Raw genomic sequence first — 23,695 nt, 5'->3', positions numbered from 1 at the left:
CCGGGTGTCGCCGCCCTCAGCCTAGCGGGTAGGCTGTCGAGGCCGAATCACGGAACGCCCTCGTAGCCCAACTGGCAGCAGGCAATGGATTCAAACTCCATACAGTGTGGGTTCGAATCCCACCGAGGGCACCAGAAATGTCATACAGGCGTTCGACCATAGGCCTGTGCATCCTCCCGAAATACGCGCTCGGGCGCGACGTCTCTACCTCGGCGGCGCGACCGTCGCCGAGGTGGCGCGGACCGTGGGGCTCGCCTATCCGACGGTCCGCCACTGGTGCAAGGATCGACCGGAGCCGAAGCAGCAGGGCACCGCGCTGCGGTGTTTCCGCTGCCGCGAGGATGCCCGCGGTCCGACAGATCCCTCGGCCTACGCCTACCTCCTCGGCCTCTATCTCGGCGACGGGCATCTCGTCACCAGCGCCCGGGTGCCGGTGCTCCGGATCGCCTGCGCCGACGCCTGGCCGGGCCTGATCGAGGCGTGCGACGACGCCATGCGAACGGTGCTTGCCGAGAAGGTGCAGCGCGTCCAGAAGTTGGGCTGTGTCAGTGTGCAGAGCTACGGCAAGCACTGGCCGTGCCTGTTACCGCAGCACGGCCCTGGCAGGAAGCACGAACGCCGGATCGTCCTGGCCGACTGGCAGCGCACCATCGTCGAGGCACACCCGGGCGACTTCCTGCGTGGCCTGTTCCACTCCGACGGCTGCCGTTTCGCCAACCAGGTCACGGTTCGCGGCAAGCGCTACGTCTACCCGCGCTACATGTTCGTCAACGAGTCCACCGACATCATGGGCCTCTGCCAGTGGGCGCTCGACCTGCTCGGCATCGCCTGGCGGATGAACCGCCGCAACTCGCTGTCGGTCGCCCGCCGGGAGGCGGTCGCCGCGCTGGACCGGCACGTCGGCCCGAAGTCCTGACCGGACGGCGTGCTGTGGGCATGACGCCGGCGGCGACCGGTCCGACGGACGCCGACGCCTGACCGGCGCGCGCGTCAGACCGCCGCGAGCGCCCGGGCCAGGTCGGCGCGCAGGTCCTCCGGGTCCTCCAGGCCGACGGACACCCGCAGCAGCCCGCCGCACGGCTTGGCGTCGCCCTCCACCGGCCGGTGGGTCAGCGAGGCCGGGTGCTGGATCAGCGTGTCGACGCCGCCGAGCGAGACCGCGTGGGTGATCAGCTCGCAGGCGCCGGCGACCGTGGCCGCGGCGGGCGCGCCGCCGCGTACCTCGAAGGCGAGCAGGCTGCCGCCGCCGGACATCTGGCGGCCGACCAGGCCGGCAGGGTCGTGCCGGGACGGGTGGTGGACCCGTTCGACGGCCGGGTGGCCGGCGAGCCAGGCGGCGAGCTTCTCCGCGCCGGCCTGTTGGGCGCGGACCCGCAGCGGCAGGGTCTGCAGGCCGCGGTGCAGCAGGTAGGCGCCGAGCGGGTGCAGGACGGCGCCGGTGACGGCGCGGACCTGGCGCAGCCGGGCGGCCCAGTCGGGCGCGCAGGCGACGACGCCGGCGAGGACGTCGCCGTGGCCGCCGATGCTCTTGGTGGCGCTGTGCAGGACGAGCGCGGCGCCGTGCCGGGCGGGCTGCTGGAGCACCGGGGTGGCGACGGTGTTGTCGACGAGCAGCGGGACGTCACCGGCGGCGGTGGCGAGCGCGGCGATGTCGACCAGGTCGAGGGTGGGGTTGGCCGGGGTCTCGACGACGACCAGGGCGGTGTCGGGGCGGATCGCGGCGGCGACGTCGTCGGCGCGGGCCCAGGTGACCTCGGTGCCGAGCAGGCCGGTGGCGAGGACGTGGTCGGTGCCGCCGTAGAGCGGGCGGACGGCGACGACGTGGCGCTTGCCCTCGCGGGTGGCGGCGAGCAGGGTGGCGGTGAACGCGGCCATGCCGCTGGCGAACGCGACCGACTCGGCGGTGCCTTCGAGCTGGGCGAGGGCGGTCTCGAAGCGGGCCACGGTGGGGTTCCAGAGCCGCTGGTAGACGGCGCTGCCGCCGGCCGGGAGCGGGTTACCGGTGGCGAGGGTCTCGTAGGCGTCGCCGCCGTCGGCCACCGAGGGCAGCGGGTTGGTGGTGGAGAGGTCGATGGGCGGGACGTGGACGCCGAGGCCGGCGAGGTCGTCACGCCCGGCGTGCACGGCTGCGGTGTCCACGGCGGTCATACCCGGAAGCGTCGAACATGACGGCACCCTGGGGCAATACTGTCGAAGAAGATTCTGATGATCTCGCTTCCGTGCGATGCATCTTCGGTGAAGGATGGTGGGATGCCTCTCGCCCCGAATGATGTGCGGCCGTTCTCCGGCCTGGACGACGTCGACCGCGCGATCCTCACCGAGCTGACCGCCGACGGGCGGGTGCCCAACAACGCGCTCGCGGAGCGGGTCGGCGTGGCCCCGTCGACGTGTCTGACGCGTACCCGGGCGCTGCGCGAGTGCGGGGCGATCCGCGGGTTCCACGCCGACGTCGACCCGGCGGCGGTGGGGCTGCCGTTGCAGGCGCTGGTGTCGGTGCGGTTGACCGCGCACGAGCGGGCCGCGGTGGACGCCTTCCGGGCCCGGTCGGTGCGGCTGCCGGGGGTGGTGTCGGTGTTCCACGTGGCCGGCGCGGAGGACTACGTGCTGCACGTGCGGGCGGCGTCCGGGGACGCGCTGCGGGACTTCGTGCTCGACCACCTGGCGGTGGATCCGGCGGTCCAGCACACCCAGACCAGCCTGATCTTCGAGCAGGCCCGGGGTATGGGCTGACCCACGCCACGGAACAATTCCGGCACGTGGCCGGTTGCACCCTGGCGTGATCGACGTACCGATGTCTGTCCTTGACCTTGCCCCGGTGGCCGCGACCGGCGGTGCCGGCGAGGCGCTGCGGCACACCACCGAGCTGGCCCGGCGCACCGAGGAGCTGGGTTTCCGCCGGTTCTGGGTGGCCGAGCACCACAACATGCCGGCGATCGCCAGTTCGGCGCCGGCGGTGCTGCTCGCGCACCTCGCGGCCAACACCAGCACGATCCGGCTGGGCTCGGGCGGGGTGATGCTGCCCAACCACGCGCCGCTGGTGGTGGCGGAGCAGTTCGGCACCCTCGAAGCGCTGCACCCGGGCCGGATCGACCTGGGCATCGGGCGGGCGCCCGGCACCGACCAGGTGACCGCGCTGGCGTTGCGCCGGACCATGGAGGGGCTCTCCGCCGAGCACTTCCCGCGCGAGCTGGCCGACCTGATGAACTACTTCAGCGGCGCCGAGCCGGGCCCGATCACCGCGACGCCGGGGCGGGGGCAGTCGCCGCAGGTGTGGCTGCTCGGGTCGAGCGGGTTCAGCGCCCAGCTCGCCGGCCTGCTCGGATTGCCGTTCTCGTTCGCGCACCACTTCAGCGCGCAGAACACGGTGCCGGCGTTGCAGCTCTACCGGCAGCACTTCCGGCCGTCGCAGTGGCTGGACCGGCCGTACGCGATGGTGGCGGTCAACGCGGTGTGCGCGGAGACCGACGAACGGGCGCAGTGGTTGGCCGGGCCGGCCGGGTTGTCGTTCCTGAAGCTGCGGTCGGGGCGGCCGGAGCCGCTGGTGACGCCGGAGGAGGCGGCGGCCTACCCGTACTCGGAGCTGGAGCGGGAGTTCGTGGCCCAGCGCCGCGACGGCCAGGCGACGGGTTCGCCGGAGACGGTGGCCCGGCAGCTCGGCGCGCTGGTGGAGCGCACCGGCGCGGACGAGCTGATGCTGACCACGATGGTCTACGACGTGGCCGACCGGGTTCGCTCGTTCGAGCTGATCGCCGGGAAGGTGGCCGGGGGCCTGCGCCGGGAAGGCTGAAACACGCTCTTCATAGCCACGTCACCGCAGCGTCGCGTGGGACGCATAACTTTGTCCCCGGTGGTGGTACGGCATTCCCGGTCGGGACGGGTCGGGAATGCTGCGGTGTGGTGCACCGGGTCGCCGGCGGAGCGGATTCCGCGGCCGGCGACCCGGTGCCTGCGTCTCTAGCGCAGGTAGATGTTCGGCGCGGCCGGTGCGGCCATGCCGTCGCCCAGGTGGAATCCGGGGTGCGGCGGCTGGTTGTAGGCGGTGTTCTGCCAGGCGACCGCGACCCGATACTGCGGGTCGTGCATCAGCGTCGGCAGGCGCAGGCTCGTGGTGACGGGCGTGCTGTAGATCCGTAGCGCGCTGCTGTCGGCGGTACGCCAGACCACCTCCTCGCGCCAGTCGCCGAGGATGTCGCCGGAGAGCGCCGGGGTGCTCTTGGTGCTGTTGTTGGACGCGACGTTGCTGCCGGTGAGCAGCCGGGTCTCGCCGCCGGTGCCGTACTTGTCGATCTTCGTGCCGTCGAGCAGCTCACGGACCGGGTCGCCGTCCCACCAGATCAGGAAGTTCGCCGAGGACGGCTTGCGGCCGACGTTCTGCCCGCGCGTGTTGAGCAGGCCGTCGACCGCCGACGACCAGGACTCCGCGCCGGGGCTGCCGGCCCAGACGTCGTCGGAGACGCCGCGGCCGTTGTCGCCGTTCGGGGCGGTCTGCCAGAGGATCTGCCCGGTGCGCGCGTCGGACATCCAGGAGCTGGGCTTGCTGGAGTCCTCGTCGACCTTGAAGACCTCCAGGCCGGCGCGGGCCGGGTCGAGGTCACCGACGTGCAGCGCGTCGCCGTGCCCGTTGCCGGTGGAGTAGAGCAGCCGGCCGTTGTCGTCGATGGTGGCGGCCCCGTAGACGATCTCCTGGCGACCGTCGTTGTCCACGTCGGCGACGGAGAGCTGGTGGTTGCCCTGGCCGGCGGCGGCGCCGTTGCCGGAGGCGTTGGAGTCGAACGTCCACCGCTTGCGCAGCGTGCCGTCGCGGAAGTCCCAGGCGGCGATCACGGCCCGGGTGTAGTAGCCGCGCGCCATGATCAGCGAGGGCCGCTGCCCGTCCAGGTAGGCGGTGCCGGCGAGGAACCGGTCGACCCGGTTGCCGTACGAGTCGCCCCAGGACGAGACGGTGCCGCGTGGCGGGTCGTAGTCGACGGTGGACAGGGCCGCGCCGGTGCGACCGTCGAACATGGTCAGGTACTCGGGGCCGGCGAGCACGTAGCCGCTGGAGTTGCGGTGGTCGGCGGACGAGGAGCCGATCACCTGGCCGGTGCCGGAGCGGGTGCCGTCGGCGGTCTTCATGGCCACCTCGGCGTCGCCGTCGCCGTCGTAGTCGTACACCTGGAACTGGGTGTAGTGGGCCCCGGCGCGGATGTTGCGGCCCAGGTCGATCCGCCACAGCCGGGCCCCGGTGAGGGTGTAGGCGTCGACGTAGACGTTGCCGGTGTAGCCGGACTGGGAGTTGTCCTTGCTGTTGGACGGGTCCCACTTGAGCACGAACTCGTAGCGGCCGTCGCCGTCGAGGTCGCCGACGCTCGCGTCGTTGGCGGCGTAGCTGTAGGCCTCGCCGCTCGGCGTGGTGCCGCCCGGCGGGGCCTGGATCGGCACGTCCAGGTAGCCGTTGGCGAACTGCAACGCCGGGGCGGACGCCGCCTGTTCGGCGCCGTTCACCACGGCCCGCACGGTGTACGCGGACCCGGCGGCCGCGCCGCCGTCGAGGTACGTGGTGGCGCCGGTGATCGGGCTCGCGTTGACCTTGGTGGAGCCCCGGTAGAGGTTGAACGAGACACCGGAGGTCTCGGTGCCGAGCAGTCGCCAGGAGACCAGGTTCCCGCTGCCGGAGCGGACGCTGACCAGCCCCCGGTCGAGCTTCTCCATCTGCTTGGCGCCGGCCGGCGGCGTGGTCGGCGGGGGCGTGGTCGGCGGCGGTGTGGTGGGGCCGGAGGTCGGCGGGGGCGTGGTGGGGCCGGAGGTCGACGGCGTCGACGTCGGCGTCGCACCGGTGCAGGTGGTGCCGTTGAGCGTGAACGCGGTGGGCACCGGGTTGGCGGAGTCGTTCCACGAGCCGTTGAAGCCGAAGTTGGCGGTGCCGCCGGTGCCGAGAGCCGCGTTGTAGCCGGCGTCGCGGGCGGTGACCTGGGCGCCGGACTGGGTGACCGTGGCGTTCCAGGCCTGGGACACCTGCTGGCCGGCGGTGAAGCTCCAGCCGAGCGTCCACCCGTTCACCGGGTCGCCGAGGTTGGTCACGGTGACGTCGGCGCCGAAGCCGCCGCCCCACTGGTTGGTGATCCGGTAGTCGACCCGGCAGGCGACGGCCGCCGCCTGGGCGGTCACGGCGGTGAGCGCACCGGCCGCCAGGGTGGCCGCCGAGGCCGCGGCGAGCAGCGCCGCCCGACGGCGGGAGGTGGTGGGATGCACGGGGTTGCCTTTCGCGAAGGTCAGGCGCGCGACGACGCCGGTCTGCCCGGACCGGCGGAAGAGGCACGCGCTTCACATCGACATTCGTAACTGGCTCCGCGCCCCGCCAGCGTAGGTCACCACCGGTCGCCCCACAAGCGCCGCCGGGCTCGCTCGCCACGGCGGCGCCATGCCGACCGCCGGGGCCGTCCGCTCGCCGGCGTCACCGACCGTGACCACGCTGGAGAAGAAATCCGTGAAGAGCGATATACCGCAGAGGCATAAAAATGGGTCTTGTGACGTGTTTGTGGGTGGTTGGGCGCGTCGTTGATGGGGCACGCCGTTGTCCTGCCTAGGTTCTGGCTTGTCGAAGGTCAGAACTAGTGGGCGGGGCAACGGCGTGCGTTCGGTAAGGGTATGGGCTCGGTTGTTCGGGGTCGAGCAGGCGGTGCTCGAGGGTGTCGAGTTCGATGCGGTCGAGTCGGTGGTGGTGGCTCGGGTGCGGGTGCGGCGGGGTGCTCGGCATCGGTGTCCGCATTGTCGTCGTCGGTGTGCGGGGTATGACGCGGGTGTTCGGCGGCGGTGGCGGGCGTTGGATCTGGGGACGGTGCGGGCGGTGATCGAGGCCGATGCGCCGCGGGTGTCGTGTCGGGTGCATGGGGTGATCGTCGCGGCGGTGCCGTGGGCGCGTCATGGGGCGGGGCATACCCGGGCGTTCGATCAGGTGGTGGCGTGGTTGGCGGTGCACGCGGCGAAGTCGGTGGTGTCGCGGTTGATGCGGATCAGTTGGCGCACGGTGGGGGCGATCGTGGCGCGGGTGTGGGCTGACACCGGCGACGCGGTGGATCGCCTCGACGGGTTGCGTCGCATTGGTATCGACGAGGTCAGCTATAAGAAGGGCCACCGGTATCTGAGCGTGGTGGTCGACCACGACACCGGTCGACTGGTGTGGGCCGCTGCGGGCAAGAGCGCGGCCACGCTGCACGCGTTCTTCGACCTGCTCGGTCCCGAGCGGGCCGCCGCGATCACTCACGTGTCGGCCGACGGCGCGGACTGGATCACGACCGTGGTGCGGCGTCGTTGCCCGAACGCGGTGCGCTGCGCCGACCCGTTTCACGTCGTGGCGTGGGCCAGCGACGCCGTCGACCGGGTCCGCCGACAGGTATGGAACGCCGCGACCGGTCGGGGAGCAGGCCGCCGCGGGGTGGCCGTCGGCGAAGCGCGGCTGGTGAAGAACACCCGCTGGGCGCTATGGAAGAACCCGAACAACCTCACCGACGCCCAGCGGGCCACCCTCGCCTGGATCGCCAAGACCCACCCCCGCCTGCACCGAGCCTGGGCCCTCAAAGAAGGCCTGCGCTACGTGTTCACCCTGGCCAAAACCAGCCCACCAGCCGCGGTCGAAGCCCTCGACCGTTGGGTCGAATGGGCCCGCCGCAGCCGCATCGACATCTTCGTCGACCTACAACGCCGCGTCACGCGTCACCGCGACGCGATCATCGCCTCCATCACCCACGGCCTGTCCAACGGCCGCATCGAGTCCGTCAACGCCAAGATCCGCCTGATCACCCGGATGGCCTTCGGCTTCCACTCACCCGACGCCCTCATCGCCCTGGCCATGCTCAACCTCGGCGGCCACCAACCCCAACTCCCCAACCGGTGACCCACACATCCATCACAAGACCCATAAAAATGACCCAGAGGTATGACGCTGAAAAGAGGTGCCCCTTTCCGGGCAGCCGACGACGCCTCGGCGCAACCGACGGAGGGAACGCGCAGCACGAACCGCGCACCTCATCGACGCGTCGGGGCAACCGGCCGCGGGAAACGCGTGGACACGGACGACTCAGCCGACGAGGCGTCGATGACCGGTGACGGTGAACGCGGCGCGTACCGCGCAGCCGTCGACCCTGGCGGGACGACCGGCGCGGTGGGGCGTGCGCAGTGGCCGGCGGACCGTCGCAGGGCCGCCCGCGGCGCAGGCTCAGCCCTCGACAGCGGCCGCGAGCCGGCGGGAATCCGCCGGAACAGCGACGGCAGGCTCCGCGTCGGCAGTCCCGGCGGCGACCGGAGCGGTGGCCGGAGCAGCGGTGGCCGAAGCGGCGGCGACCGGAGCAGTGGCGGACGGGGCGGCGGAGGGCGAAGCGTCGGCCGGGGCGGCCGAGGGAGGGGTGTCGATGGACGACGCGTCGGTGGGGGCCGCGTCGGAACGGGTGGCGGCGAGGGCGGCGTCGACCGTGGCCCGGGCGCGGTGGGCCCGGCGCAGGGCCCGCACGGCGAGCACCACGGCGGTCAGCCAGCCGGCGGCGAGCACGGCGTAGACCAGGGCCGGCACCGGGCCGCCCAGCTCGCCGGCGCGCAGCAGGGTGCGGGCGTTGGTCAGCACGATCACGCCGCCGATGACGGCGCCGAGCACCTGGGCCGGCACGATGCGGACCAGCCAGGCCGCGATCGGCGCGGCGATCAGGCCGCCGATCAGAAGCGCGGCCACGGTGGGCAGCAGGAATCCCTCGGAGCCGAGGCCGATGAGGAAGCCCACGCTGGCCGCGCCGGCCACCACGAACTCGGAGGTGTCCACCGAGCCGATGACCTTGCGGGGCTCCATCCGGCCGGACACCAGCAGGGCCGGGGTGGCGACCGGGCCCCAGCCGCCACCGCCGGTCGCGTCGACGAAGCCGGCGACCAGGCCGAGCGGGGCGAGGAAGCGGCTGCGCAGGCGGCCGGCGGCGCGGTTCGCGCGCAACGGCCGGGAGAAGCGGATCAGCAGGTACGCGCCGAGGGTGAACAGGATGGCGGCCATCCAGGGCGCGGCCGACTCGGTGGAGATGGAGCTGAGGAAGGTGGCGCCGGCGAACGCGCCGATCGCGCCCGGCAGCGCGATCCGGCCGACCACCTTCCAGTCGACGTTGCCGAAGCGCCAGTGCGAGACGCCCGCGGCGAGCGTGGTGCCGATCTCGGCGAGGTGCACCGAGGCGGAGGCGGCGGCCGGCGCGACCCCGGCGACGAGCAGCAGGGTCGACGAGGTGAGTCCGTACGCCATGCCGAGCGCGCCGTCGACCAGTTGCGCGAGGAGCCCGACGAGGGCGAGTACCAGCAGCTTGCGCATGAGCGCCCCCAGACTTTTCGGTATCTCCTATCGACTTGGTCGACAATGCGGCACGGAGGCGTCCCCGGTCAAGTCCCCCATCCGGTTGGTGAGACCCGCCGGACGGACCGGCGGTCAGCTCCAGGCGCGCGGGTCGGCGGCCAGCTCGTTGACCCGGCCGGGCAGCGTGCCGGCGGCCACGTCGGCGATGGTGACCAGCTCCAGGATCTCCCGTTCGCTGGCCCGCAACGCGATCCACACGTCCTGCAGGGCACGCGCGGCGCCCTGGTAGCCGAGCTGCTCCGGGCGTTGGCCCCGGACGTGCGCGAGCGGCCCGTCGATCACCCGGATCACCTCGGCCAGGGAGATCTCCGCGGCCGGTCGCGCCAGCCAGTAGCCGCCCTCGGGGCCACGCTGGGCGTGCACGATGCCGCCCCGGCGCAGTTGGAGCAGGATGCTCTCGAGGAACTTCGGCGGGATGTCCTGCGAGCGGGCGATCTGCTCGGCGGTCACCGGCCGGCTCCGCCCGGAGGTCGTGCCCTCGGCGACCGAGGCGAGCTCGGCGGCCGCGCGGAGGGCGTAGTCGACCCGGGCGGAGAGGCGCATGCCGGCAAGGTTAGTCGCCTGCTCAGCCGCCCGGCTTCCCGCCCCTCGGCCGAACGGTCACGGTTGTCGGCTCAGCCGCCGACCCGGCGCAGCAGACCCTCCTGCACGGCGCTGGCGATGTGCCGGCCCTCGGTGGTGAACATCCGGCCGGTGGCCAGGCCCCGCGCCCCCGAGGCGGACGGGCTCCAGCAGTCGTAGAGGAACCACTCGTCGGCCCGGAAGGACCGGTGGAACCACAGCGCGTGGTCGAGGCTCGCGCCGACCACGCCGCCCGGCCCCCACACCTCGCCGTGCACCGACAGCACCGAGTCGAGCAGCGTCAGGTCGGAGGCGTACGTCAGCGCGCACGCGTGCAGCAGCGGGTCGTCGGGCAGCTTGCCGTCGATGCGCATCCAGACCCGCTGGTGCGGCTCGGCCGGGCGGTCGCCGGGGCGCACCCAGCCGGGCTCGCCGACGTAGCGGACGTCGATCGGGCGCGGGATCTGACCCCAGATGCCGAGCCGCTCCGGGTAGCGGGCGAGCCGGTCGGCCATGGTCGGCACGTCGTCCGGACCGGGCACGTCGGGCGGGAGCGGGGCGTGGTGGTCCAGCCCCTCCTCCTGCCGCTGGAACGACGCCGACATGAAGAAGATCGGCTCGTCGTGCTGCAACGCCACCGAGCGGCGCACCGAGAAGGAGCGCCCGTCGCGGACGTTCTCCACCTGGTATTCGATCGGCTCGGCCGGGTCGCCGGGCCGCACGAAGTAGCCGTGCAGCGAGTGCACGGCACGCTCCGGGTCGACCGTGCGGCCGGCGGCCACCAGCGCCTGGCCGGCGACCTGACCGCCGTAGACCCGCTGCGGACCGACCGGTGGGCTCATCCCGCGGAAGGCCATCTCGCCGGTCTGTGCCAGGTCCAGCACCTCCAGGAGCTGGTCGACCGCCGCCTGCCCGGTCGCCACCGGAGCGTCACTCACCGCGCCACCTCTGTCCGCACGCTCACTGAAGCGCCCGGGCCGCCGCCGCGTCGACCAGCGAACCGAGCTGGTGCACGCGCAGCGTGTTGGTGGAGCCGGGGGTGCCGGGCGGGCTGCCGGCCACGATCACCACGTAGTCGCCCGGGTTGGCCCGGTTGAGGCCCAGCAGCGCCTGGTCGACCTGGCGGAACATGTCGTCGGTGTGCTGCACGAACGGCATCAGGAACGTCTCCACGCCCCAGCAGAGCGCGAGCTGGTTGCGCACCTCCGGCACCGGGGTGAAGGCCAGCAGCGGCAGGTCGCAGTGCAGCCGGCTGAGCCGCTTGACGGTGTCGCCGGTCTGCGAGAACGCCACCATGGCCTTGGCGCCGATGGCGCGGGCGATCGACGACGCGGCGACGGTGAGCGCGCCGCCGTGCGTACGCGGGTCGTGCTGAAGCCGGGGCACGGCGATCGAGCCGGCCTCGGTGGTGGTGACGATCTTGGCCATGGTGCTGACGGTGAGCACCGGGTACTTGCCGACGCTGGTCTCGCCGGAGAGCATCACCGCGTCCGCGCCGTCGAGCACCGCGTTGGCCACGTCGGAGGCCTCGGCGCGGGTCGGGCGGGAGTTCTCGATCATGGAGTCGAGCATCTGGGTGGCCACGATGACCGGCTTGGCGTTCTCCCGGCAGAGCTGCACGGCGCGCTTCTGCACCAGCGGGACCTGGTCGAGCGGCAGCTCCACGCCGAGGTCGCCGCGGGCGACCATGACGCCGTCGAAGGCGAGCACGATCGCCTCAAGGTGGTCGACCGCCTCCGGCTTCTCGACCTTGGCGAGCACCGGGCGGCGCACGCCCTCCTCGTCCATGATCGCGTGAACCAGCTTGATGTCGTCCGGCGAGCGGACGAAGGAGAGCGCGACCAGGTCGACGCCGAGGCCGAGGGCGAAGCGCAGGTCCTCGGCGTCCTTGTCGGACATCGCCGGGACGCTGACCGCCACGTTCGGCAGCGAGACGCCCTTGTTGTTGGAGACCGGCCCGCCCTCGGTGACCAGGCAGCGGATGTCGTTGCCGGTGACGTCGCTGACCTCGACCGCCACCCGGCCGTCGTCGATCAGCAGCCGGTCGCCCGGCTTCACCTCCTGCGGCAGCTTGCGGTAGGTGCAGGAGACCCGCTCCTTGGTGCCGACGATCTCGTCGCTGGTGATCACCACCGAGTCGCCGGTGCGCCACTCGTGCGGCCCGTCGGCGAAGCGGCCGAGGCGGATCTTGGGGCCCTGGAGGTCGGCGAGCACCGCGACCGGCTGCCCGGCCGCCTCCGCCGCCTCGCGCACCATGCGGCAGACCGACTCGTGGTCGTCGTGACTGCCGTGGCTGAAGTTGAGCCTCGCCACGTTCATGCCGGCCTCGACGAGCCCCCGGATGCGCTCCGGGGACGAGGTGGCGGGGCCGAGAGTGCAGACGATCTTCGCGCGGCGTGTCACGCCCATCAGGCTAGTCTCTCCTCCGGATCGACCTGCCGGCCGACCCCTTGCGGACTGCGGAACAGTTGTCCAACGACGCGCGAAGAACCCGCGCGGGCGGGCGGTAGGCGTACCGCACCGGAACGTCGTGTGTGGCGGGCATCGGCGACCGCGCGGCGGAAATCGTACCGCCCGCCGTCACCGGTCGACGGGGTGCTCCCGCCGATCCGGCCCGGCCGCCCCGTCACGGGGTCCCGGTGGGCCGGCCGGCGGCAGCGTCGGCACGGCGGAGAACGTCGCGTGCGGGTCGTAGTGGCGCTTGGCCCGGCGCAGCCGGTCCCAGTTCGGGCCGTAGGCGAGGCGGACCCGGTCGGTCTCCTCCGGCGCGAGCAGGTTCGGGTAGCCGCCGGGCAGCGCGTGCGGGGCCAGGGCCGCGCTGGTGCGCTCGGCCCAGGCCCGGTGCGGGGCCGGGTCGTCGCCCGGCGCCCAGACCGCGATGATCTCCGCCAGCAGGTGGTCGGCGCGCAGCCCGAACGCGGTCCCGGCCACCCCGACCCGGGCGGCCGCGCCGTGGAAGTGGTGCAGCGCGATCGCCGAGAACGGCGACGAGACGGCCCCGGCCGCCGCGGTCAGCGCGGCCACCACCGGCTCGTCCACCCCGGCCAGCCACCGGGTACGCAGCAGGTAGTGGTTGCCGTCGGCCATCCCGCCGTCGAACAGGCGCAGCGCGTCCTCGTACGGCAGCGGGGCGACCTGGTCGACCAGCGGGGTGCCGAGCGCGCGCAGCCGGTCCACCGCGGCCCGGCCGGCCGCCGGGTCGTCGCCGCTGTGGAACGGGGCGAGGAAGACCACCGGCTCCCCCGCCGGGCCGGGCAGGAAACCGGCCATCACGGTCAGCTCGTCCGGCGCGTCGCGTACCACCGCGCCGTAGCCGCGCAGCACCGCTGTCGCCTGCGCCAGCGGGAACAGCAGCATCCCGGCGAGCACGGTGGCGATCCGGTGGGTGCGGTAGCGCAGCGCGGTGACCAGCCCGAAGTTGCCGCCGCCGCCGCGCAGCGCCCAGAACAGCTCGCGCTCGTGGCGCGCGTCGGCGCGCACCCGCCGGCCGTCGGCGAGCACCACCTCGGCGCCGAGCAGGTTGTCCAGCGCCAGCCCGAGGCGACCGCAGAGCGGGCCGTAGCCGCCGGCCATGGTCAACCCGGCCATCCCGACCGCGCGCACCACGCCGGTGGGGACCACCCGGTCGTACGGCCGCAGGGCGGCCAGCACGTCGGCGGCCGTCGCCCCGCCGCCCACGGTGACCACCCCGGAGTCGGGGTCGAGGTCGACGCCGCGCAGCGCGGTGAGGTCGACGACCAGACCGCCGTCGCGCAACGCCCGGCCGGCCCAGTCGTGGCCGCCGGCACGGGCCGACAGCGGCAGGTGGCAGCGCCGCGCGACGCGGACCGCCAGGGCCGCCTCGTCGGCGTCGCGCACGCGCGCGACCAGCGCCGGGGTCGCGCCCGGGGCGCCGTTCCAGAGGCGTACGGCGTCCGGGAAGCCGGCGTCGGCGGGGGTGAGCAGGCGGTCGCCGAGCGCCTCGCGGAGCAGGTCGGCGGCGTGCGGCACGTCCGGGGCGGAGGTCATGGCGGACTCCCTCGGCCGACCCCGGGCCGGCGGCGCCGGACGGGCCGGGGTCGCTGCTGCGCCGGACCGTAGCACCGCCGGGGACCGGCGCGCCGTCGCCCGCGCGACAGTGCCTCAGCTCTCGGTCTTGACCAGCGGGAACTCCAGCGAACCGGCCGGGCAGAGGAAGGTCAGCACCTCGACCCGGTAGAGCCCGGCCTGCACCGCCGGGTCCGCCTCCATCACGCTGCGCACGTCGTCCACCGAGCCGGTGCGGGCCAGCCCGAACCCGATCGGCGGGTCCGGTTCGCGGGCCGGGCCGTCGACCGAGCCGTCGACCAGCACGATGCCGCGCCGCTGCAACGCCTGCATGTGCCGCAGGTGCTCGGACTGGAGCCGCTGCACGGTCTCCTCCGGCAGCGCCCGCCCGGAGGGACCGGGATAGAGCACGATGCACTCGTACGTGTCCAGCGCGAAGTCGAGCCGGGGCGTCGCGCCCATGCGCACCTCCTGCAGCGGCGTCCCGCCCAGCCTCGCACGGTGCCGCCCCGCCGCGGGGCCGCTCGCCGCAACTGCCCGCCGCGCCGCCCGGTCGCCGACCGGCCGGGGCGTTCGTCCGGTCGTTGCCAGCGCGTCCGGGGCATTGATATCTTTCCGCGTGCACATCGCCCGGGGACCGGCCGCGGACGCCTCACCGTGGTTCACCGGCCCGCCCGGGGAGGCCGGCCTCGACCCGGCCCCGTCGACGCTGGGCCGGGCCGTCCGCGACGTGGTGGTCCGCTCGCTCACCGAGTTCGTCGGCCGGTACGCGCCTGCCTTCCGCGTGCCGCGCGTCTTCGCGGGGTTCCCGGTGCAGGCGGACGTGCACGCCGACCTCGCCCACGTCCTCGGGCTGCTGCACGCCGGCGGGGTCACCCACCTGGCCGGCACGCCGGTGACCGAGGCGTTGACGACCGTGCTCGGCGCGGTCGACGGCCCGCGCACGCACACGTTCGCCTCCTACCGGGTGGCCGAGACGCTGCGCCGGTTCGGCCCGTGGGCGGACAACGCGCTGCTGTCCCGGCTGCCGCCGGATCGGCAGGCGCACCTGCGGGCCGCCGTGGACACCGGGCCGCACGACGCCTGGCTGGACGCCCGCACGCCGCGCAACTACGCCGCCGTGCTGGCCCGCTGCGAGCACGCCCGGGCGGCACTCGGGCTGCCCGTCGACGACGCGGCGTTGGACGGCCTGGTCGCCCGCACCCGCGCCCTGATCGAGGCGACGCCGGGCCGGCAACTGGACGACTCCACCGACGGCTCCGGCCGGTTCGACGTCTACGGCCCGGCCCTGTATTTGGTCGCGGAGCCGCTGGCCGAGCGGATCGGTCCCGCCTGGGAGGCGGGGGCCCGCCAGGCGCTGGCCCTGGTCGATCTGGTGGTCACCGACAGCGGGACCGCCGTCGGCTGGGGCCGCTCCGCCGGGGCGCTGGCCCGCTGCCTCACGGTCGAGCTGGCCGGGCTGGTCGCCCGCCGCCCCGAGCTGTCCCCCACCGGCGCGCACGAGTGGGCGGCCCGGGCCGGGGACGCGCTCGCCGCGTTGCGGCAGTGGTTCGACCAGGGGCTGATCCAGTCGCACCGCCACCGGTCGACGTACGCGTACCGGGGGCCCGCCCGGCGGTTGCAGATGACCCTCGACTGCTTCGGCAAGCTGCTGGACGCCGCGAACGCGCTGGACGCCGTGCCGGTGCCGGGCCCGACGCCGCGCCGGGCGCGCGACGCGGTCTTCTGGTTCGACCGCGACCGGCACGCCGGCGTGTGGTCGTACCGCTCGGCGCACACCGCGTTCGTCCTGCCGCTGGTCGGCTCCACCGTCTCGGACTACCTGCCCGCGCCGCAGTGGCCCGGCCTGTTCGAGGTGCCGGTGGACAGCGCCCTCGCCACCGGGGTGCCGGTGGCGGTGTACGACGGGCGTACCGTCGCGCCCGCCGGCCTGCCCGACGAGGTGGTCCACCGGCCGGGCGGGCTGGAGGTGGTGCACCACCGCTGGCCGGACACCGGCCGGCGGCAGGTCCCCGACGAGCCGGCGCCGGTGCGGGCGACCCGCCGGGCCTGCTACGAGGTGCGCGGCCGGACCCTGCACGTGCACGAGGAGCTGCGGTTCGACGAGCCGCCGGACGCGGTCGCCCTGCAGGTGACGGAGGCGGCGGCCCGGCCGCTGCGGGTCGAGTTCGCGGTCGGCCCGGCGGACGTGGTCACCACCGTCGAGGTGCGCGGCGTGAAGGACTACCGCAGCTACTTCGGTGAGCTGCCGGTCGTGCACCAGGTGGAGTTGGCGCCGGCCACCCGGCTGGACTTCCGCTGGTCGGTCACGCCGAAGCTGCGGGTGGCCAGCTCGGCGTACGGCCACCACTACGACGCCCTGCTCTACGCCCCGCTGCGGGACCGGGTGCACGAGGTGGCGCTCACCCGCGCGCAGCTCGACCGGCACCGGGAGATCCTCGCCGAGGTGGACGTGTTCCACCTGCACTGGCCGGAGCGGTTCCTCCCGGCGGAGCTGGCCGGGCACCTCGCGCTGATCGACGCGGTGCGCGACAGCGGCACCCGGCTCCTGCTCACCCAGCACAACCTCACACCGCACGACCGGCGGCCGGAGTGGCGCGGCGTCTACCAGGCGTGGGCGGCCGCCGCCGACGGCGTGATCCACCACAGCGCGCGCGGGCGGAACCGGGCGCGCGCCGAGTTGCCGTACCCCGAGCACGCGAGGCACCTGGTGGTCCCGCACGGGCACTTCGGCGACCTGATGACCGACATCCGCGACGACGACCGGGCCCGCACCGAGGCGGAGTTCGGCCTGCGACCCGGGGTGCTGCGGCTCGGCGTGATCGGGGCGCCCCGGCCGGAGAAGGACGTCGCGCTCGTGATCGACGCGGTGGCCGCCTGCGACCGCGACGACATCGAACTGCTCGTGCTCTCCGGCACCCCGGAGCTGCCCCGCCCGCCGGACCCCCGGATCCGGGTCGTGCCCTACGAGCTGGTGCCGCGCCGCGAGTACAACCGTCGGCTCGCCGCGATCGACGTGCTGGTGCTGCCGTTCGACGACGGCGACATGCTGGCCACCGGCACGGTCGCCGACGCGGTCGGACGGGGGCTGCCGGCGCTGGTGTCGCCGTGGCCGTTCCTCACCGAGATGCTCGGCGGGTCCGCCATCCCGTACGGCCGCACCCGCGAGGACCTGACCCGCTGCCTGGACTCGCTGGACGACGTCCGCCTCGACCAGGCGCGCGCGGCGAGCGGGCGGCTGCGCGACGCACACGACTGGAGCCGGGTGGCGGAGCTGCACCTCGCCGCGCTGGAGTCCCTTGGTCCCGCGAAGCTCTGAGGAGAGTGGATGACCGACCAGACCACGGGCGTGGCCGCGGACGCGCCGCGGACGTACCCGGACCACCCGGCCGCGCTGCGCGTCGCCGCCGCCGCGGTGGCGGCCCGGGCCACGCACGTCCGGCCGTCGTCGCGCCCGGTCGACGCCGGCTACCTGGACGAGCTGCGCCGCCGGCCGCCGGTGGAGTCCGGGCTGTCCCGGCTGCCGGACGAACGGACCCGGGTCGGCTTCGTGATCGTCCGTGACGCGATCAACTTCGGCTCCGGACTGCACCCGCACCTGGTGAAGCTGCCCGGCCTGTCCGGCGCCCGGACCATCGGTCAGCACCTGCTCGACAGGGTGCTCCGGCAGGGCGTGCCGGATCCGGCGTACCTGGCCGGCCTGGACGCGCACGCCTGCGCGGAGCTGTTCGGCCAGCCGACGCGGGGTCCGGCGTTCACCCTGATGACCATGTTCGCCACCGCCTGGAACGAGCTGGGCGCGTACACCCGGGACCGGTTCGGCGGGGAGTACCCGGCGCTGGTGGAGGAGGCGGCCGGGTCACCGGCGCGGATGGTGGCGGTGCTGGCCGGGATGCCGCACTGGCGGGACGTCTCCCGGCACGGCGACCTGGCGGTGCCGTTCCACAAGCGCGCCCAGTTGGCGACGTACGGCCTGTCGCTGTGCCACGACCCCGGGGGTACGCGGCGGTTCACCGACCTCGGCCGGCTCACCGCGTTCGCGGACAACCTCATCCCGCACGTGCTGATCGAGGACGGGCTGCTGGAGGTCTCCGCGGAGCTGGCCGACGCGCTGCGGGCCGGCCGGCCGCTGGAGCACGGCTCCGCGCCCGAGGTGGAGCTGCGGGCCGGCGCGGTGGAGGTGTGCGAGCGGCTGGCCCGGCGGGCGGCGGCGGACGGCGACCCGCTGCACCCGGTCGAGCTGGCCAGCCTGCTGTGGAAGCGAGGGCAGCAGCCGCGTTACAAGGCCACGCCCCGGCCGCGCAGCGTCAGCTTCGCCTACTGAGGAGGACCCCGGATGCTCCCGGCCGCCCTGCTGATGCGCGCGGACCTGCCCGACCAGCTCTTCTCCCCCGCCGGCCGGGCCCGCCTGGACCGGCTGCTCGCGCTCGACACGTGGACCTCCTGGGCGGACGCGTCGCCGACGGCGTTGCGCCGCACCGAGCTGCTGGTGACCGGTTGGGGCTGTCCCCGGGTCGGCGCGGCGGAGCTGGCCGACCTGCCCCGCCTGCGCGCGGTGGTGCACACCGGCGGTTCGGTGAAGGACCTGCTGGACCCGGCGGTGTGGGCGCGCGGCATCCGGGTGACCAGCTCGGCGCGGGCCAACGCGGTGCCGGTGGCCGACTACACGGTGGCGATGGTGCTGCTGGCCGGCAAGAACGTCCTCGCCGCCGCCGCGCGCTACCGGCACACCCTGGACCGCCGCGCCCTGCTGACCGGCTACCCGGAGACGGGCAACGCGGACCGGACGGTGGGTCTGCTCGGCGCGTCCCGGGTCGGCCGGCTGGTCGCGGCCCGGCTGTCCGGCCTCGGCTTCCGGCTGCTCTGCCACGATCCGTACCTCGACGCGGACGACGCGCGGCGGCTCGGGGTGCGGCCGGTGAGCCTGGACCGGTTGTTCGCGGAGGCGTCGATCGTCAGCCTGCACGCCCCGCTCACCCCGGACACCGCGGGGCTGGTCGGTGCGGCCGAGCTGGCGCTGATGCCCGACGGCGGCACCCTGATCAACACCGCCCGGGCCGGGCTGCTGGATCAGGACGCGCTGCTCGTCCACCTGCGCGGCGGCCGGCTCTCGGCCGTGCTGGACGTGACCGACCCCGAGCCGCTGCCGCTGGACCATCCGCTGCGGGAGCTGCCGAACGTCCTGATCACCCCGCACGTCGCCGGGGCGCAGGGCACCGAGCTGCGCCGCCTCGGCGACCAGGCGGTCCAGGAGGTGGAACGGTTCGTCGACGGCCGGCCGCCGGCCGACCCGGTGCTGGCGGAGCGGCTGCCGTTCCTGGCCTGAGCCGAGGGACGGCTCAGGCGCCCACCTCCGCGCGGTACTTCCAGTAGCGCCGGCCGAACTCGCTGAAGTCGGGGAACTCGTCGGTCCAGAACTTCTTCGGGCCGACGCAGTGCACCAGGGACGCCTGGGCCGGGTCGCCGCCGTAGACCGGCTCCAGCCGCCAGCCCATCATGTGGTTCCACCGGTGCGGCAGCCGGCGCCACCGTCCGAACAGGACGTGGTTCAGCGCGTCCTGGTCGGGATAGCGGGCCGCGTCCGCGTGCCGCTCGACGTACGCCAGCGCGTCGCGGGTGACGTCCGCCTCCCGCCAGCGCGCCAGGTCGATCAGCAGCATGCCCGAGTTGAAGTAGGGCGCCTGCGGGTCGAGCCCGGCCTCCTCGCGCAGCCCCGGCAGCGCGCCCCCGTCGGCCAACCGCCGGGTGTACGCGTCGCGGACCGCGCCGATGACCGCATCGCCCAGCTCGGCCTCGGCGAGCCCGGTCAACGGCCCGGTGCAGAGCATGTCGCAGTCGAGGTAGAGCAGCCGGTCCATCTCGGCGGGCACGAGCCAGGGCATGAACAGGCGCAGGTACATGCCCTGGGAGATGTGCCGGGCGCTGTCCCGGGTGGACAGCGGCAGGTGCGCGACCTGCTCCACCGGCAGGAAGTGCGCCTCCCCGCGGTCGCCGACCTGCCGCCGGACGGCCTCGCGTACGGCCCGACCCGGCTCGCGGTCGGTGATCAGCCAGAACCGGGGCGCCGCCAGGGCGCTCTCCCGCAGGATGCTCTCGATGAGGACCCGCGCGTGCGGCACGTACGCCTCGTCGAAGCCGAGTCCGATGTGCACCGGCTCCCCATCGTCGTCACGGCGCACCCGGTGGTGGCGCCGATGCCAGCTTCGGGCACCGGGGCCGGTCCTGCCAACCCCGCACGACCCCTAACGGGCAGCGACGCCCACCGATACCGGGCCCGCCGGCCGATAGGCTCGGCCGGTGGTGCCCTTCCCCGTCTTCTGGTGCTTCGCGCTGCTGTCCAACACCGCGGCCTCGGCCCAGTGGGTGAACATCGCCTGGGCGCTCGGCGACAACCGCCTGCCGGCGGCGGTGCTCGCCGTGTGGCAGATCTCCGCCCTGCTGGGCACGATCCCGGGCGTGCTGCTCGGGGCGCGGGCGGCCCGCCGGTTCGGGCACGTCCGTACCCTGGTCTGGTCGTCCGCGGTCGAGGCGGTGAGCTGCCTGGCGGTGGCCGCCGCCGCCTGGGACACCGGTGGCGGGCTGTCCACCCGCCGGGCGCTGCTGGTGGCGGTCGTCTGCTCGGTCACCCCGTTCGCGGTCGGCTTCGGCGGCCCGTCGTGGCTGGCCCTGGTCAGCGCCTGGCCGGGCACCGCGAGCCGCACCCGCCAACTGCTGCTGGACAGCATCCAGTTCCAGCTCGGCCGCACCGCCGGACCGCCGGTGGCGGCCTTCCTGATCGCCACCGTCGGTCATCCGGTGCCGGTGGCGGCGGTGGCGAACGCCGCCACCTTCCTCGCCGTCACGGTGATCATGGCGGCGGCCGCGCGGACGCTCCGCCACGTGCCGCCACCGCCCGCGCCGGCCGGCGGGCCGACGCCGGCGCGCCGGCCGTCCTGGCGGCTGTTCGGCTCCACCGCGGTGCTGGCCGCCGCCGGGTACGCGCTGGCCAGCGACACCTCCCGGCTCTACGTGGCCCGCCTGATCCGGGCCGCGGACCAGCCCGCCGTGGTCTTCTCGGTGACGGTCTCGGTGGTGGCGCTCACCGCCGCCGTGGCCGCCGCGGTGGCCGCCCGCCGCCGGCTGCCGGACCGCCGGCTGGCCCAGCTCGGGCTCGGCCTGCTCGCCGCCGGCCTGGTCACCTGGGCCACCGCGAGCACGCTCGGCGTCCCGGCCTGGATCGCCGGCGGGGCGCTGGTCGGCGCCTCCCTGCCGCTGGCGCACGCCGCGCTCACCTCGCTGGTGATGGGTGAGGCGGGTGACGCGGACCAGGCGACCGGGGCCGCCGTCACGATGGCCACCAACACCGGCGCGGTGGCGCTCGGCAGCACCGTGGTCGCGCCGCTGGTGAGCCCGCTCGGGCCGCTGGTGTTCCTGCCGATGGCCGCCGTCGCCGCGGTCGCGCTGGCCCGGGTGCGCCGCCGTTACCGCGCCGACCCTCCCCCGCCGCCGGCCGGGCCGGTGCCGGTGGGCGCCGTCAGCGCCCGAGGCACTCCGCCAGATCGTCCGCGATGACCGTGGCGCCGCTGACCGGGGCGCTCAGCGCCGCGGGGAGCGGGGTGTCGCGCTGGCCGGGATGCCGCCACGCCTCGGCGAGCGCCGCGCCGAAGGCCGGGTCGGCCAGCACCCGCTCGTTGAGGTCGTGCACCGCGCGGACCCCGTCGCCCTCGGGCAGGTCCGACCCGACCGGCGCGTACGCGTCGTCCAGCACCCGCCAGGCGGGACCCAGGTCCGCGCCGTGGTGGCGCAGCAGCCGGCGCAGGTTGAGCACCTGGGAGTAGTTCTCCGGGGGCAGCGGCAGCATCGGCCGGCCGAGCTGGGCCAGCTCCAGGATCGTGGTCAGCCCCGGGGGCGCGAAGACCGCCGCCGCGGCCCGGAACAGCGCGAGCGCCGCGTCGTGGCTGAGCGAGCGGGCGTCGAACCCGGCGAACAGGTCGGCGAACCGGTCGATGGCGCCCGCGCTGGTGAGCACCACCGGCGGGCGCGCCGACGCCTCGGCGACCAGGCGCAGCACGTGTGCCAGGTAGACGTGCTGGCTGCCCGGGTAGGGGTTGAGCAGGCCACCGAGGCTGGCCACGATCGGCGCGTCGGGCTCCGCCGCCGGCTCGGGACCGTCCGGCCGGGGCTCGACGTCGGTGATCGGCGGGACGGCCCGGACGTTGGGTACGCCGGTGCGGCCCATCACCTCCACCGAGTCGAACAGGTCCTGCACCCAGTAGCGGCGTACCGCCTGGATGCCGGGGAAGCCGGTGAACGAGTCCGGCCGCCACATGTAGGCCAGGCTGTCGACGCAGAACACCGGCAGCTCCGGCGCCAGCCGGGCGGCCAGCGGCCGGTGCATCACCACGATCATCGCGTCGAGGCTCGGCCGGACGTCCACCCCGGCCCGCTCGGCCTCGTGGACGCTGCCGGTGTCCACCACCCGGGCCGGCAACCCGGTGCGTCGGAGCAGCTCCAGACCCAGACCGCTGGACACGAACGTCCAGCGCACGGCGTCACCCAGCCGCCGCTGCACCGCCTCGGCGACGGCGACGGCCTTGCTCGCCGGCCCGTACCCGAACGGCAGCGCGTAGAGCCCCAGCCGCAGCGGCGTCCCGGCCGGGGCGCTCACCGGGCGCCGCCCGAGGACCGGGCCGGACCGCTCGCGCCGACCGGGTCGGGATCAGCGCCGAGGCTGCGCAGCAGCGCCCGCACCGAGCGGTCGAGGCCGAACCGCTCGGCGATCCGGGCCCGGTCCGCGTCCGGCACGTCCGGCGCGTCAAGCGCGTCGCGGACCGCCCCGGTCAGCGCGTCGAGGTCACCCACTCGCACCGCGACCGCGGCCGGCCCGACCGTCTCGGGCAGGCCCGCGTCGTCGTACACCACGGTTCTCGTGCCGCTGGCCTGCGCCTCGATGGAGACCATGCCGAACGGCTCGCCGACCGAGGGCAGGACCACGGCGGAGGCCGCCGCGAACAGGCCGGCCATCTCGGCGGGGGACGACGGCGGCGGGACCAGCCGCACCCCGGGCAGCCGGCGCAACCGGTCCCGGAAGTCGGCGGTGTCCGGGTCGACCACGCCGGGGGTGACGTCGGTGACCAGCAGCTCCACCCCGAGGCGGCCGGCGGCCGTCGCCGCGTCGGCGAGCCCCTTGTTCGCCACCAGGCGCCCCGCCCACACCAGGTGCCGTCCCTTCCCGACGCGCGGCTGCTCGACGAACTCCGCGGCCACGAACGGGGTGACGACGTCCACCGGGCGGTCGACCTCGGCCTCGATCAGCCCGGCCAGCCACCGCGAGCACGCCTGCCGGGACGGCGCCCCGGCGATGGCGGCGCGCAGCGCGCCGGCCGTGTCGGCGGGCGGCCACACCCGGCCGGGCGCGAAGCAGGGCGGGTTGTGCATCATCAGGCCCGCCCGCGGCAGGTGGGGCAGCCAGTGGGCCTCCTGGTGCAGCGAGACGAGGTCGATGCCGGCCACCACCTCGGCGGCCTCCGCCGGGCTGCCCACCGCGTGCTTGCGCACCCCGGCGAGCCGGTGGGCGTGCGTGGCGAAGGCGCGGTCCAGGTCGTCGGGCACCGTGTCGTAGACGGCGACGACGTGCACCTCGTAGTGCCGGGTGAGCGCCTGCGCCCACCCGGCCATCACGTTGGAGATGCCACCCACCCGGAAGCCGGACGGGTAGTGGCCCATGCTGACGAACGCGATCGATCCGGTCGGAGCGTGCACCCGGTCCCT

At 74.5% G+C, this 23,695-nt stretch carries 19 protein-coding genes and 1 tRNA gene; 9 read left to right on the top strand and 11 right to left on the bottom strand.

Going from position 1 to position 23,695, the window contains the following annotated elements; all coding sequences use genetic code 11:
• Positions 1-56: 56 nt before the first annotated feature.
• Positions 57-134: transfer RNA gene (locus tag H1D33_RS03440), tRNA-Leu, on the top strand.
• Positions 135-166: 32 nt separating this feature from the next.
• Positions 167-916, top strand: a complete 750-nt coding sequence (locus H1D33_RS03435; RefSeq protein ID WP_181569439.1) for a terminase gpP N-terminus-related DNA-binding protein — start codon at positions 167-169, stop codon at positions 914-916.
• A gap of 74 nt (positions 917-990) precedes the next feature.
• Here H1D33_RS03435 and H1D33_RS03430 read toward each other — a convergent pair whose 3' ends face one another.
• On the bottom strand, positions 991-2,148 hold the full coding sequence (locus H1D33_RS03430; protein WP_181569440.1) for a trans-sulfuration enzyme family protein: 1,158 nt from the start codon (positions 2,146-2,148) through the stop codon (positions 991-993).
• Between the two features lie 102 nt (positions 2,149-2,250).
• On the opposite strand from H1D33_RS03430, the gene H1D33_RS03425 reads away from it, so the two are divergent.
• Together H1D33_RS03425 and H1D33_RS03420 are read left to right on the top strand one after the other, a co-directional pair.
• The gene (locus tag H1D33_RS03425; RefSeq protein WP_181569441.1) at positions 2,251-2,730 is read left to right on the top strand and encodes an Lrp/AsnC family transcriptional regulator; all 480 of its coding nucleotides are present in this window, start codon (positions 2,251-2,253) and stop codon (positions 2,728-2,730) included.
• A gap of 34 nt (positions 2,731-2,764) precedes the next feature.
• Complete coding sequence (locus H1D33_RS03420; protein WP_307755342.1) at positions 2,765-3,787, top strand: LLM class flavin-dependent oxidoreductase; 1,023 nt, start codon at positions 2,765-2,767, stop codon at positions 3,785-3,787.
• A gap of 167 nt (positions 3,788-3,954) precedes the next feature.
• On the opposite strand, the gene H1D33_RS03415 is transcribed toward H1D33_RS03420, so the two are convergent.
• Positions 3,955-6,231, bottom strand: coding sequence for a rhamnogalacturonan lyase family protein (locus tag H1D33_RS03415; RefSeq protein ID WP_181569443.1), 2,277 nt, complete (start codon positions 6,229-6,231; stop codon positions 3,955-3,957).
• Between the two features lie 379 nt (positions 6,232-6,610).
• Between H1D33_RS03415 and H1D33_RS03410 the strand changes: the two genes are divergently transcribed.
• Entirely contained in the window at positions 6,611-7,873 is a 1,263-nt protein-coding gene (locus H1D33_RS03410; protein WP_181572522.1) for an ISL3 family transposase, read from the top strand.
• Between the two features lie 321 nt (positions 7,874-8,194).
• On the opposite strand, the gene H1D33_RS03405 is transcribed toward H1D33_RS03410, so the two are convergent.
• From H1D33_RS03405 to H1D33_RS03380, 6 genes are all read right to left on the bottom strand, one after another.
• Positions 8,195-9,316, bottom strand: a complete 1,122-nt coding sequence (locus tag H1D33_RS03405) for a sulfite exporter TauE/SafE family protein (protein ID WP_181569444.1) — start codon at positions 9,314-9,316, stop codon at positions 8,195-8,197.
• A 114-nt stretch (positions 9,317-9,430) separates the two neighbouring features.
• Complete coding sequence (locus H1D33_RS03400) at positions 9,431-9,901, bottom strand: RrF2 family transcriptional regulator (RefSeq protein ID WP_181569445.1); 471 nt, start codon at positions 9,899-9,901, stop codon at positions 9,431-9,433.
• Between the two features lie 71 nt (positions 9,902-9,972).
• Positions 9,973-10,842, bottom strand: a complete 870-nt coding sequence (locus H1D33_RS03395; RefSeq protein WP_414685529.1) for an acyl-CoA thioesterase — start codon at positions 10,840-10,842, stop codon at positions 9,973-9,975.
• Positions 10,843-10,879: 37 nt separating this feature from the next.
• Positions 10,880-12,328, bottom strand: coding sequence for a pyruvate kinase (gene pyk, locus H1D33_RS03390; RefSeq protein WP_181569447.1), 1,449 nt, complete (start codon positions 12,326-12,328; stop codon positions 10,880-10,882).
• A 171-nt stretch (positions 12,329-12,499) separates the two neighbouring features.
• Complete coding sequence (locus H1D33_RS03385; RefSeq protein WP_181569448.1) at positions 12,500-13,927, bottom strand: FAD-binding oxidoreductase; 1,428 nt, start codon at positions 13,925-13,927, stop codon at positions 12,500-12,502.
• 114 nt (positions 13,928-14,041) lie between these two features.
• Positions 14,042-14,407 (bottom strand): YciI family protein, encoded by a 366-nt coding sequence (locus H1D33_RS03380; protein ID WP_091060178.1) that lies wholly within the window; start codon positions 14,405-14,407, stop codon positions 14,042-14,044.
• A 157-nt stretch (positions 14,408-14,564) separates the two neighbouring features.
• Here H1D33_RS03380 and H1D33_RS03375 point away from each other — a divergent pair, with 157 nt between their 5' ends.
• From H1D33_RS03375 to H1D33_RS03365, 3 genes are read left to right on the top strand one after another with little or no spacing between them, the layout of a single operon-like run.
• Positions 14,565-17,264, top strand: coding sequence for a glycosyltransferase (locus tag H1D33_RS03375; protein ID WP_181569449.1), 2,700 nt, complete (start codon positions 14,565-14,567; stop codon positions 17,262-17,264).
• A gap of 9 nt (positions 17,265-17,273) precedes the next feature.
• Positions 17,274-18,269 carry a queuosine salvage family protein gene (locus tag H1D33_RS03370; RefSeq protein WP_181569450.1) on the top strand — a complete coding sequence of 332 codons (996 nt, stop codon included), beginning with the start codon at positions 17,274-17,276 and terminating at the stop codon, positions 18,267-18,269.
• 12 nt (positions 18,270-18,281) lie between these two features.
• Positions 18,282-19,271, top strand: coding sequence for a hydroxyacid dehydrogenase (locus tag H1D33_RS03365; protein WP_220138718.1), 990 nt, complete (start codon positions 18,282-18,284; stop codon positions 19,269-19,271).
• Between the two features lie 13 nt (positions 19,272-19,284).
• On the opposite strand, the gene H1D33_RS03360 is transcribed toward H1D33_RS03365, so the two are convergent.
• Positions 19,285-20,097, bottom strand: coding sequence for a glycosyltransferase family 8 protein (locus H1D33_RS03360; RefSeq protein ID WP_181569451.1), 813 nt, complete (start codon positions 20,095-20,097; stop codon positions 19,285-19,287).
• A gap of 145 nt (positions 20,098-20,242) precedes the next feature.
• Here H1D33_RS03360 and H1D33_RS03355 point away from each other — a divergent pair, with 145 nt between their 5' ends.
• The gene (locus tag H1D33_RS03355; protein ID WP_181569452.1) at positions 20,243-21,496 is read left to right on the top strand and encodes an MFS transporter; all 1,254 of its coding nucleotides are present in this window, start codon (positions 20,243-20,245) and stop codon (positions 21,494-21,496) included.
• Here the strand turns inward: H1D33_RS03355 and H1D33_RS03350 are convergent.
• The gene (locus H1D33_RS03350) at positions 21,459-22,592 is read right to left on the bottom strand and encodes a hypothetical protein (RefSeq protein WP_181569453.1); all 1,134 of its coding nucleotides are present in this window, start codon (positions 22,590-22,592) and stop codon (positions 21,459-21,461) included. The genes H1D33_RS03355 and H1D33_RS03350 overlap by 38 nt on opposite strands.
• Entirely contained in the window at positions 22,589-23,686 is a 1,098-nt protein-coding gene (locus H1D33_RS03345) for a glycosyltransferase family 4 protein (RefSeq protein ID WP_181569454.1), read from the bottom strand. The genes H1D33_RS03350 and H1D33_RS03345 overlap by 4 nt, the downstream gene beginning before the upstream one ends.
• Between the last annotated feature and the right edge of the window lie 9 nt (positions 23,687-23,695).

The organism is Micromonospora ferruginea (assembly GCF_013694245.2).
Classification (GTDB): domain Bacteria; phylum Actinomycetota; class Actinomycetes; order Mycobacteriales; family Micromonosporaceae; genus Micromonospora; species Micromonospora robiginosa.
The sequence above is the reverse complement of the archived record's forward strand: the minus strand, read 5'-3'. Positions and strand labels throughout refer to the sequence as shown.

Bases quoted from the DNA above. Each gene is read 5' to 3' on its own strand.
- H1D33_RS03430 (WP_181569440.1), bottom strand. From the start codon at position 2,148: ATGACCGCCGTGGACACCGCAGCCGTGCACGCCGGGCGTGACGACCTC.
- H1D33_RS03425 (WP_181569441.1), top strand. From the start codon at position 2,251: ATGCCTCTCGCCCCGAATGATGTGCGGCCGTTCTCCGGCCTGGACGAC.
- H1D33_RS03405 (WP_181569444.1), bottom strand. From the start codon at position 9,316: ATGCGCAAGCTGCTGGTACTCGCCCTCGTCGGGCTCCTCGCGCAACTG.
- H1D33_RS03400 (WP_181569445.1), bottom strand. From the start codon at position 9,901: ATGCGCCTCTCCGCCCGGGTCGACTACGCCCTCCGCGCGGCCGCCGAG.
- pyk (WP_181569447.1), bottom strand. From the start codon at position 12,328: ATGGGCGTGACACGCCGCGCGAAGATCGTCTGCACTCTCGGCCCCGCC.
- H1D33_RS03385 (WP_181569448.1), bottom strand. From the start codon at position 13,927: ATGACCTCCGCCCCGGACGTGCCGCACGCCGCCGACCTGCTCCGCGAG.
- H1D33_RS03380 (WP_091060178.1), bottom strand. From the start codon at position 14,407: ATGGGCGCGACGCCCCGGCTCGACTTCGCGCTGGACACGTACGAGTGC.
- H1D33_RS03370 (WP_181569450.1), top strand. From the start codon at position 17,274: ATGACCGACCAGACCACGGGCGTGGCCGCGGACGCGCCGCGGACGTAC.
- H1D33_RS03365 (WP_220138718.1), top strand. From the start codon at position 18,282: ATGCTCCCGGCCGCCCTGCTGATGCGCGCGGACCTGCCCGACCAGCTC.